Source organism: uncultured Thiodictyon sp. (assembly GCF_903946935.1).
Classification (GTDB): domain Bacteria; phylum Pseudomonadota; class Gammaproteobacteria; order Chromatiales; family Chromatiaceae; genus Thiodictyon.
This window is the reverse complement of sequence record NZ_CAJAXH010000313.1, coordinates 1-10,444: the sequence shown is the minus strand read 5'-3', so window position 1 is coordinate 10,444 and position 10,444 is coordinate 1. Positions and strand designations below refer to the sequence as shown.

The window sequence follows — 10,444 nt, the reverse complement described above, 5'->3', positions numbered from 1 at the left end:
TCTTATTTGCGCGGTTCGACCGCTACCAAACGCTTCAAAATGCATGAACCGCTCGCCGATGCCCGGGCGGCGAAGAATGGGATTCGTGATGAAAGGCGAGTTTTCTGCCAGGCACTAGTTAAGCCGTTCGTGGTGAGCTGTGAGCTTGTCGAACAGTCGAACCACGGACGACTTAACTTCAGTAGGTTAAGGATTTCCCGCTCACCCTTCGACAAGCTCAGGGCGAACGGGAAACCCTTAACTTAATAGCGGCCCTCCTTGGCCTGGATTCCGGCGTCCCGGCCGGAATGACAACATCGAGTGACTCGCAACCTCATGCGCAATAGAAGGCTGACGGTGCGCCCCGGGCAATACCTCGCCCCCCGCACTGCATTCTCTTTATTTGCGTTCATTCGCGTTCATTTGCGGACAACCGTTATTGCTAAACCGCTCGACCCATCAGCGCCTCGATCGCATCCGGGTCGGTCGGCACCCCGGCGGACAGGACCTCGTTGCCGTCGGCGGTGATCGACACGTCGTCCTCGATGCGGATGCCGATCAGGCGATAGGGCTCCGGGACCGCGTCGGTGGCCGGCAGATAGAGCCCCGGCTCCACCGTCAGGACCATGCCCGGCTCCAGCCGGCGCCACTCACCGCGCCGTTTGTAGTGACCCACATCATGCACATCCATGCCGAGCCAATGGCCGGTCCGGTGCATATAGTAGGGCTTATACGCCTCGTCCTTGATCAGTTGGGACGGCTTACCTTCGAGTATACCGAGCCGGATCAAGCCCTTAGTCAGGACCTTCACGGCCGCCTCGTGGGGCTCGATCCAGCGGTTGCCGGGGCGCGCCTTGGCGATAGCGGCCCGCTGGGCGGCCAGGACCAGTTCATAGAGTTCACGCTGGGGTACACTGAAGCGGCCGTTGACCGGGAAGGTGCGGGTGATGTCCGAGGCATAACCGTGCCACTCGCAACCGGCGTCGACCAACACCAGGTCGCCATCCTTGAGGGGCGCGTCATTCTCGACATAATGCAGGACGCAGGCATGCCGCCCGCCGGCCACGATGGGCGGATAGGCCTGGTAGCGTGCCCCGCGAGCGGCGCAGTGATGGATGAATTCGGTCTCCAGATCGCCCTCGCCCAACCCGGGGCGGCAGCGCTGCATGAGGCGGCAATGACCCGCGGCGGAGAGACGCGCCGCCTGGCGCATCAGCGCAGATTCCGCCGCGCTCTTCTTGAGACGCTGCTCGTGCAGGACCGACTCGATGGTGACGAAGATCTCAGGGGCGACGGCGCCGGTGCGGACATTGGCCCGCACCTGATTGACCCAGCCGAAGACCCGGGCATCGAAGGCCGGATCGGCGCCGATGGGAAACAAGACCGGGGTGCGCCCGTCCAGGAGCCCCGGCATGAGGCTATCGAGTTCGCTCACTGGATGGGCCTGGTCGGCCTGATAGGTCGCGATCGCCCCCTCCACCCCGGCGCGGTAGCCGTCCCACTGCTCGCGCTCCGGGTCGCGGGGGCGGCAGAACAGGATGAACTCGCCCTCCTTGCGCCCGGGGGCAAAGACGGCCACGGCATCGGGCTCCGGGAACCCGGTGACATAGGTAAAGTCGCTCGCCTGGCGGAAGGGATAGTGTACGTCGCGGTTGCGGATGACCTCGCGGGCCCCCGGCAGGATGGCGATCCCGTCCGGGCCGATCGCCTTGAGCAAGGCCCGGCGGCGGCGGCGCCATTGCGCGGCGGTCATCGCGGCCTCGCGCGGGCGGCCGCCCGCTCCTCGTAGATCAGCATGGCTGCCACCCAGACGAACTCGGTCAACTCCGTCAGCGCGACCTCGTTCTCCTCGTCATCGGGCAACACATCCAGGTCCATGCGGGTGATGTTGGCAAAGTCCCGCAAGACCTCCCGTGCCTGGTCGGACAGGTCGCGCTCCTTGATGCCGATGATACCCAGTGAAAACAAGAACCCGCGCACCCAATCGTAGAGCGCGGTGGCGCGTTGCGCGAGCGGCCGGTCGTCGTCCGGGAGCAGCAGGGCAAAGCCGAGCGCCGGGCCGCCGATCCGCTCCTGCGTCTGGCGGGCGAAGGCGCTGAGGTCGTCGCGCGCCTGCGCGTCGGGTGCGTCGGGTGCGTCGGCATCCGGGGCCGGGAGCGGCAACACTTGATCCAGCCAGGCGCGCTCAGGGTCTGGGGCGCCACCGCAGATCAGGCCGCACAGCATACCGTGGGCCTCGCTGGGGCTCGGGGCGAGGGCGCTCGACTCAAGCAGGCGCCCCATCTGGTCGTATTCGATATCCGTGGTCGTCTCCATGGCGGCGGACGCGCAACTGCGGCCACCTCGGTTCGGCTCCACATCTTAGCATGCCATCGACTGGATTGACCGTACCCGCCGCCCCTTCTATAGTGCGGTAAATTCACACGGAGACCCGTCATCTTGGCCAGCTTCGATATCGATCGGTTCGAACACGAGTTGGAGCGACTGCTCCATCTCTGCCAACGGCTGCGTGAGGAAAACACCTCACTGCGCGCCCGCCAGGAGGCCTTAGTCGCCGAACGCGGCGAGCTGATCGAGAAAAACGAACAGGCGCGCAGCCGGGTCGAGGCCATGCTGTCGCGGCTGCGCGCAATGGAGGAGAGTCTATGAACGACGAACCCGTTGGGGTCACCATCAAGGTCCTGGACAAGGACTACCGGATCGCCTGCCCGAGCGACGAGCAGGACGACCTGCTGGCATCGGCCCGTCTGCTCGATGTGCGCATGCGCGAGATCCGCCAGACCGGACGGGTGATCGGCACCGACCGCATCGCGGTGCTGGCGGCGCTCAACATCGCCGCGGAGTTGCTGCAACTCCAGCGCTCCCAGGGGGGCGCCGACCCCCGGGTCACCCGGCGGCTCGGCCGGCTCCAGGAGCGGGTCGGCGAGGCCCTGTCCGGCGAACCGCCCCTGGACTCGTCGGCCGAAAGGGTATAGCCTCTTACTCAGACACCCCCTGAAGTGTTCGACCGCGAACTGGGTATTTTCTTGAGCCTATTTCGTACCCGGGGGACATGACCAAGAGGCTGTTGTGCAAGTCCGCCTCGAGCGGAAAGCCTGAAGCCGACGCGATTGTCCCCACTTGAACCCCGAGGTTCAAGAACAAAGGTTTGCGACGGCACACACGGGGGGTGTCACCTCATTTTGAAGCTCTGTCATTCCGGCCGGGACGCCGGAATCCAGGCCACGGACGGTAGGCCGCCACCAAGCGTGATCTTCCCGGCAGCCACTATGCCCCCCACCGATCCGCCCCCGCAAGCACCCGCACTTCCGACCTCACTCAAGCCCCTGCGGCGCCAACTGCGCGCGACACGGCGGCGGCTTTCTCCCCGCGATCAGCGACTGCATGCCGCGGCCCTAGCCCGGGTGCTGGGACGAAACCTGACTTTTCGACGCGCCCGACGGATCGCCGCCTATTGGCCGGCCGACGGCGAACTGGACCCGCGCCCACTGCTCGCACACGCCCATCACGGCGCCCGCCGCGACTACCTGCCTGTGCTGCGCCCGGGGCGGCAGCATCGCCTCTGGTTCGCTCGCCAGACGCCCGGCGCCCCGCTCAAGGCCAATCGCCTGGGCATCCCCGAGCCCAGACGCCAGCGCCCCACCCCACCCTGGGCACTGGACCTGATCCTGGTCCCCCTGGTCGGCTTCGACGCCGACTGCCATCGACTCGGCATGGGCGGCGGCTATTACGACCGCACCCTGAATTTCCTGCGGGGCCGCACCCACTGGCGCCGACCCCGCCTGATCGGCATCGCCCACGAGTGCCAGCGGGTGGAGCGACTCACGCCCCGCCCCTGGGACGTGCCGCTGGATGCCGTGGCGACCGAGCGGCGGGTCTATCGGCGGCGTATTTAGGCAGAGCGGATCACCATCGCCGAATGCTTGCCCAACCGCTCGCGCGGTGTCACGAGAGGCGAGACGGGTGGGATTAGCCGATTGGGTTCAGGCCCCGCGCATAGCGCTCAAACTCCGCGGCCGGGAGCGGGCGGCTGAACAGATAACCCTGGCCGACCGCGCAGCCCTCGGCCCTGAGAAAGTCCGCCTGGTCCTCGGTCTCCACCCCCTCGGCAACCACCCGCAACCCCAGCGCCCGGCCGAGGGCGATCACGGCGCGGGCGATGGCGCAGCCGCCAGGGTCCGCCGGCAGCCTGGCGACGAATGAGCGGTCGATCTTGATCTCGCGCACCGCCAAGCGGTCGAGGGTGCCCAAGGACGAGTAGCCGGTCCCGAAGTCGTCGATACCGACCGCGATCCCCGCGGCTTGCAGGCGCGCGATATTTTCGGCCGCCACCTCCGGGTTGGTCATGATCCAGGTTTCGGTGATCTCCACTGCCAGGCCGCCGGGGCCTATGCCCACATCGCCGCAGATAGCCGCAATGGTCGAGGCCAGGTTGGGGTCTTGGGTGTCGCGGCCCGACAGGTTGACCCATACCGCGGCCCCCGTCAGTAGTCCCTGATCCTGCCACGCCTTGATCTGGACCGCGGCGGTGCGCACCACCCAGGCGCTGAGTGGGACGATGAGCCCGGTGGATTCGGCCAAGGGGATGAAGCGCCCGGGCTCGACCAGACCGAGCGCCGGGTGTTGCCAGCGGATCAGGGCCTCGCAGCCGGCGAGGCGGCCGGTCGCAAGCTCGATCTGCGACTGATAGTAAAGTACGAACTGCCCGCCGGCCAGGGCCTGGCGCAGGTCGGTTTCCAGCGCGACCTGGGCCAGGGCCTGCGTCGTCATCTCCTCGGTATAGAAGCGAAAGGTGTCGCGGCCCTGCTCCTTGGCGCGATACATGGCCGAATCGGCGTCGCGGATCAGGGTTTCGGATTCGGTGTCGTCATCCGGGTAGAGACTGATGCCGATACTGGCGGTCACCTAGAGCCGCCGCTCGGCGAGCTCGAAGGGCGCCTCGAAGGCCGTGAGCAGCTTGTGGGCGATCAACCCGGCGTCGCTCCCCCGCGCCAAGGCCCCCAGGACGATGGTGAATTCGTCGCCCCCCACGCGGGCGACGGTATCGCCCTCGCGCATCAGGGCACGCATCCGCCGGGCCGACTCCTGCAGGATCAGGTCGCCGGTTGCATGTCCCAGGCTGTCGTTGATCGGCTTGAAGCGGTCCAGGTCGAGGAAGATCACCGCGACCTTGCAGCGCTCGCGGTGCGCGTGGCGCAGCGCCTGCCGCAGGCGGTCGGCGAACAAGGTGCGGTTGGGCAGCCCGGTGAGTGGATCATGTTCGGCCAGGTGTTGCAGTTGCCGTTCGCGCTCCTGGAGCCGGGCGGTCAGCTCCAGGTGGTCGGTGATATCGTGCGAGGACTCGATCACGCCCAGCACCTCGCCCGCCAGGCCGAGCAGCGGCGAGCCGACCACCTCGATCCACCGGGTCTTGCCGTCCGCCCCCGGGTCGCGATGGACCACCTTGACCGGCTGCCCGGTCGCCAGGACTTCGCGCACCGGACAGCGATGCGCCGCGCTGTCGCAGGGGGTCGCGCGGCCATAAATGGCGCCGTAGCAGGTGAGCCCGGCGAGGCCCGCGGCCGGTACGCGGGCCGCCTGCCGGGCCTCCCGATTCATCAGCAGGACCCGATAATCGGTATCGATGACCAGGATGGGCTCGGCGACCCCGTCGATGACCGACTGGAGGAACTGCCGTTGCGCGAGGAGGGCGGCGTGCGCCTGGCTGATCTCGGTGATGTCCGAGAGGATCGCGCGGCAGGTGGGCGGGGCCTCCCGCCGGCACGTCTCGTCGCGCCGCAGCGTCAGGCGCAGGGTGCGCCGGGCGGCCGGCGGGCGTCCCAGACCGACCTCAATGGACGCCTCTTCACCCGTCGACAGTACCCGTCCGAGGCTGCGCAATAGGACGAGCCCGTCCTCGGGAACCAGCCACGACCCCAGGAACAGGCCCTCGATTCGCCCCCGCTCCAGGCCCAACAACTGGGCCGCGGTCAGGTTCAGTCGGGTGATTCGACCCTCGCGGCTGACGCTGACATAGGCCACCGGGGCAAAGTCATAGAGGTCGGCGTAGGTGTCGCGTGACTCCTCCAGCGCCTGCTGGGCCGCACGCAGTTCCCGGTTCTGGAGTTCCAGTTCGATCTGGCGAACCCGCAACTCATGGGCGACGCGCACCGGATCGTCGGCGGCGACCTTCACCGCCTCACGTTGCAGCCGATCGAGCAGCCCGGCGAGGATGGTGTCGGTCTGGTCACTGAGGGAGGTCATGGGGGCTCCGGCTCCATGGGGTGGGCGAACGCAGGGACATAAGATAGCACGCGGCGCAAACGCCGACCCATCGACTGCATTGATATACGGGTCCGCTGCTCGGGCCGGCGAGCGTGCCGTCAGCCGGGTGGCCAAGTCCACGATCAACCGCTTAGAATCAACCCCAGCCCAACCACCCCGCAGGACCGGCCCCATGTCCACCCAAGCCCGCTACGCGCTGACGGACGACCGCCCAACCGAGGACGTCGAGGACCACATCATTCACCTATGTACCGCTCACCACGAGCGAGGTGCTCCCCGGCCTGGATCTCGAGCTGCTCGGGGGCTTTCTCGACCGACCGACGACGTTTGAGGCGATCCGTGGCTATCGGGAGGCGTTGCGCTCGGTGGGCGCAACGGACTGACGGGGTCGTAGCCGAGACGCCGGCAAGCGGTCCGTGAGGACCGTAGGACGGATGCCCGCAGGACGATCCGCCATGGCATCAACGCCGAAATGGCGGAACCTCTGCGCGTTCCGTCCTACGGGCTCGAAGGCTCTTTACGACTAATGAGCCTCGACACCATCGCTTGGCGCTGACGTTCTGCTTCCAGTCCCGAGCCCGCTCGCAGCAGCCCGTCGAGGACGAGTAGATGCACCGGCCGCAGGATCGCCCTCGCCTTGGTCGGGCCGCCCAGTATGCCATGAAATGCCACGAGCTGATCCCGGGCCGCATCCGCCAGGGTCGGATACAAAATGGTGGCGCAAGCCCCGTCGGAGGGCTGGGTCAGGGCGTAGATGGCGAGCTGATAGAGCATCTCCCGCGGCAAAGCCAGCACCCACAGGTCCCGGTACTTGGCATCGAGAATGGCCAGGATCTGTTGACGGCGACGCACCACGAAATCCGGCCGGGGCACCGGGTCGCGGCGCTGCTGGGGGTTGTACCGAGGACCATAGGCATAACGCATCAGGTTCAGCAGCGGCAGTTCCGGGATCTTAGGACGGATCGTAATCGTCAAACCGTCCAGGGTCACCCGCCCGACCCAGGAGGTTGCACGCAGTTCCAGACCTTGGGCAAGCTCCAGCACCTCCAGCCGCCCACTGTCCGTCAGGGCCTTGGCCAGGCGCGCCGCCGGTCCCTGGGGTACCAACCGTCGCCCCGCCAGCGACGGCCAGCGATCAGGTCCGGCAGACTCCCATTCGCACAGTGCGACTGCATCGGTGCTCATGCGCCGCACTCGTCTCCGTTCACCTCGCTGCCATCGTCTGTTAGCGGCTGTCAAAAGCCGCGGAAAAATGGCGAACTCAGCGGAGGATAGTCAGGGGCCATGGAGTCAGGGGGCGCTCACTGAGGAGCGCCGGGGCGTGACGCATCAGAACGGATCGCTGGGGTCGCCGGGGTCGAAGAGGTCGGGTTGGGCGTGGCGCACTTGGGTGACAGAGTTCTCGGCTTGGACGTCCTGGATGCGCAGACCATAGCGCGCCCAGATGTGCTCGCGCAGGTCGTCGAGGAAGTCGACGATGGCCAACGCCTCTTCGGTTGACCAATCGTCGGGGATCAACGCGGTCTTCATGGGTGTTCTCCACTGGTTTTGGTGATGCGCGGGCTCACGCGGTTGGTCGCGGTGCGGGTGTTTTGGCGCTGCTCGGCGCGGGCTTTGGCCTCCTTCAGGCGATAGGACTCACCGTGGATGGTGATGATCTCGGCATGGTGGACGAGGCGATCGACCAGGGAGACGACGCAGGCGGCATTGGGAAAGACCTCGCCCCATTCGGCGAAGGGGCGATTGGTGGTGATGAGGGTGGACTTGGCCTCGTAGCGCCGGGAGACGATCTCAAAGAGCAGATCGGCGTGGCGGTTGGAGTAGGACAGATAGCCGACCTCGTCAATGACCAACAGGCGCGGGCGGGCATAGACGGTGAGGCGATGGCGCAAGGCGTGATCTCCATCGGCGCCGGCCAGTTCGTTGAGCATCTGCCCGGCGCTGGTGAACAGGACAGTGTGGCCGGCGAGTAGCGCCTGATGGGCGATGTTGCGGGCAATCATCGACTTGCCCACGCCATTGGGGCCGACCAGCACGACGTTGGCGGTTTCGGTGAGGAAGTGCAGGCCCATCAGGTCGTCGATGGCGGCACGGTCGCACTGGGTGGGCCACTGCCAGTCGAAGTCGGCCAGGGGTTTGAAGCGCCCCAGGTGGGCATTGCCCAGGCGCCGCTCCAGGCCGCGGCGGGCGCGGGCGTCCTCTTCCCAGGTGATGAGTGGCGCGACCCAATCGGCCGCCGCAACCTCATCCCAGTGATCAAGCAGGCCATAGAGCTTCAACGCCTTGGCGCGAACCATCAGGGCCTCAGGCGTGGTCGTCATCGCGGGTCTCCGGGTTGAGCTGGTCGTAGTCGGCCAGTGCATGGGGACGCATCGCCTGATCGCGCACCCGGGGGTCATCGGGCAGAGTCAGGGGTACCGGTGGGGGCAGTTCGCGCTGTTCGCGCCGCCGCTCCAGGCTCAGCCGGACCGCATTGGGGTGCGGTACCCCGCGCTGCAGCGCCTCGGCGATGGCCGCCTGGAGTTCAGTGCTGCCATAGGCATCGAGTAGCCGCAGCAGGGCAGCGGTAAGGGAACCCAGGTTTTCCCCGCGCGCGGCGGCGGCCAGCAGCAGGTCACGGCTGTTGGGTGCGGCCTGGGCCAGCCGATCCTGGCCACGGTGGTGGCGTGCGGCGCGTTTGCGGGCGGTGAGTTCCGCGACATGGGCCGCGTCCTCGATCTGCGCCCCCTTGTCGTAACTGCGCGGATGGCAGGCCAGGACGGTGGCGCCATCCAGCACCCGCACCTGCTGGGGGCTGGCCACTACCGTAACCAGGCGCTGGACATGGGTATGGGGCAGTGAGTAGTCGTTCAGATCGAAGCGCACATAGGGCGTCTTGCCGACCTTGACCTCAACGCGCTCATCGGTCGGGAACGGGGTGTCGGGCAGCGCCAGGAGCCGGGGTTGCTCCTGGGCAAAGGCCTCACGTACCGTCAATGTGCGGTCCTCGGGACAGGGCGGTCCGCCGCCTGGCCGCGGCACCAAGCGTCGGCCTGGGCGTTCAAATCGTCCAGGTCGCGCCAGGTCCGGGCGGCAAAAAAGCCTTCGCGCACATAGCGGATGGCCCGTTCCACCCGACCTTTTTCGTTTCCGCGGGCGACCGCGACCGGGCGCGGCTCGAAGCGATAATGGGCGGCCAAGGCCAACAGGGTGGGATGAAAACGGATGGCGTCGCCCTGGCGCTCCAGCACCGCGCTTTTCAGATCGAGCAGCGACGCCCGATGGGGCCGTTCCAGCTTCGGCAACCCGGCCTGGGACAGCACCCGGTCCACGGCGCCATGGTGGATGCCCAACTGCCGGGCAATGGTACCCACCGGCCACTTCTCCACATGGAAGTAGCGCAGGATCTTTCCTTCGAGTTCTTGGGAGATGGTCACCGTCGACGCCGCCGTCAGGGCCATCCCCGCGGGGCTCACGGGCTGTGCGCCCGCGCGCGGGGTGGCCGTTGCATCGCTGGCCCATCGCGGCGTTGGCGTAAGAACCCCAGACGGACCAACGCCGAACACATGCGCCCGCAGAAATGACAGCGCAGACCCTCAGGGGCCGGTGTTGGAGTAGGCTCCGGGGGAGGTGCCGAGGCACGCGACTCGGGGGGCAGTGAAACGCTCGGGGGCGGGGCGAGTGAACCCTGATGCGTCACTTTCTGCCGCCGGGTGCGGTAGCGACGCTGGCGTTGGGCGTGCTTCATGCGACCGCGGCGGCTGCGTTGATAACGCGCCCCGGCCGCGCGGCGCGACGCCCGCCGCGCTGCCTGGGCGCAGTCCTGGTCGCAGTAACGATTACCGTGATCGCAGTGACGACAGATCGTCACCTGACGACCGCAACGGGCGCAGTTGAACAGACGGGCAGTCTCCAGCATCGGCAACCCCTGCCGATGAATCCTGGATCGTCGCCCACCAGCGGGCGATACTGACCCACGGGACCGTGCCATGCACGCTCCGGGGTACGGCGCTGGGAAAGACTGTGGCGGTCACACCAGTGCCGTACCTGTCTCAACGGCACTGATTCTGTAGACCATGGCGCGGCCCTTGTCACCTCCCGCGCGGGGAACACCCGCGCGGCACCGTCTGCGACCAGGCGCGTGGGCCGCGTCGGCTTTGCGCCGGGTCCGTCCCCGGCTGCGCTACGCTCCGCCGGGGACGGACCCGGCGCAAAGCCGCAG

11 protein-coding genes, 1 other RNA gene and 1 pseudogene are annotated in these 10,444 nt (G+C 67.3%); 5 read left to right on the top strand and 8 right to left on the bottom strand.

The genetic code is table 11. The features are described 5' to 3' along the window. Nucleotides 1-246, top strand: a 246-nt coding sequence (locus QZX93_RS26595) for a hypothetical protein (RefSeq protein WP_295395030.1), incomplete at its 5' end; no start/stop codon positions are given. A 175-nt stretch (nt 247-421) separates the two neighbouring features. On the opposite strand, the gene QZX93_RS26590 is transcribed toward QZX93_RS26595, so the two are convergent. Then, entirely contained in the window at nt 422-1,732 is a 1,311-nt protein-coding gene (locus QZX93_RS26590; protein WP_295393257.1) for an aminopeptidase P N-terminal domain-containing protein, read from the bottom strand. Continuing rightward, nucleotides 1,729-2,295 (bottom strand): UPF0149 family protein, encoded by a 567-nt coding sequence (locus QZX93_RS26585; protein WP_295393256.1) that lies wholly within the window; start codon nt 2,293-2,295, stop codon nt 1,729-1,731. The genes QZX93_RS26590 and QZX93_RS26585 overlap by 4 nt, the downstream gene beginning before the upstream one ends. Before the next feature lie 123 nt (nt 2,296-2,418). Here QZX93_RS26585 and QZX93_RS26580 point away from each other — a divergent pair, with 123 nt between their 5' ends. From QZX93_RS26580 to QZX93_RS26565, 4 genes are all read left to right on the top strand, one after another. Beyond that, nucleotides 2,419-2,628: a TIGR02449 family protein gene (locus tag QZX93_RS26580; RefSeq protein ID WP_295393255.1), complete on the top strand. Its 210-nt coding sequence runs from the start codon at nt 2,419-2,421 to the stop codon at nt 2,626-2,628. After that, the gene (locus tag QZX93_RS26575; RefSeq protein ID WP_295393254.1) at nt 2,625-2,954 is read left to right on the top strand and encodes a cell division protein ZapA; all 330 of its coding nucleotides are present in this window, start codon (nt 2,625-2,627) and stop codon (nt 2,952-2,954) included. Before QZX93_RS26580 ends, QZX93_RS26575 begins: the two co-directional genes overlap by 4 nt. 13 nt (nt 2,955-2,967) lie before the next feature. Next, nucleotides 2,968-3,152, top strand: a non-coding RNA gene (gene ssrS / locus QZX93_RS26570) — 6S RNA. Nucleotides 3,153-3,248: 96 nt separating this feature from the next. Beyond that, nucleotides 3,249-3,875: a 5-formyltetrahydrofolate cyclo-ligase gene (locus QZX93_RS26565; protein WP_295393253.1), complete on the top strand. Its 627-nt coding sequence runs from the start codon at nt 3,249-3,251 to the stop codon at nt 3,873-3,875. A gap of 73 nt (nt 3,876-3,948) precedes the next feature. Here the strand turns inward: QZX93_RS26565 and QZX93_RS27545 are convergent. The 6 genes and pseudogenes from QZX93_RS27545 to QZX93_RS26530 form a co-directional block, all read right to left on the bottom strand. Then, nucleotides 3,949-6,222: pseudogene (locus QZX93_RS27545) on the bottom strand (EAL domain-containing protein). Nucleotides 6,223-6,741: 519 nt separating this feature from the next. Beyond that, on the bottom strand, nt 6,742-7,428 hold the full coding sequence (locus tag QZX93_RS26550) for a hypothetical protein (RefSeq protein WP_295393252.1): 687 nt from the start codon (nt 7,426-7,428) through the stop codon (nt 6,742-6,744). 144 nt (nt 7,429-7,572) lie between these two features. Continuing rightward, nucleotides 7,573-7,773, bottom strand: a complete 201-nt coding sequence (locus tag QZX93_RS26545; protein WP_295393251.1) for a hypothetical protein — start codon at nt 7,771-7,773, stop codon at nt 7,573-7,575. Next, on the bottom strand, nt 7,770-8,564 hold the full coding sequence (gene istB, locus QZX93_RS26540; RefSeq protein WP_295393250.1) for an IS21-like element helper ATPase IstB: 795 nt from the start codon (nt 8,562-8,564) through the stop codon (nt 7,770-7,772). The genes QZX93_RS26545 and istB overlap by 4 nt, the downstream gene beginning before the upstream one ends. Continuing rightward, entirely contained in the window at nt 8,548-9,219 is a 672-nt protein-coding gene (locus QZX93_RS26535) for a hypothetical protein (RefSeq protein ID WP_295393249.1), read from the bottom strand. Before QZX93_RS26535 ends, istB begins: the two co-directional genes overlap by 17 nt. Then, nucleotides 9,216-9,659: a hypothetical protein gene (locus QZX93_RS26530; protein WP_295393248.1), complete on the bottom strand. Its 444-nt coding sequence runs from the start codon at nt 9,657-9,659 to the stop codon at nt 9,216-9,218. Before QZX93_RS26530 ends, QZX93_RS26535 begins: the two co-directional genes overlap by 4 nt. Nucleotides 9,660-10,444: the final 785 nt, after the last annotated feature.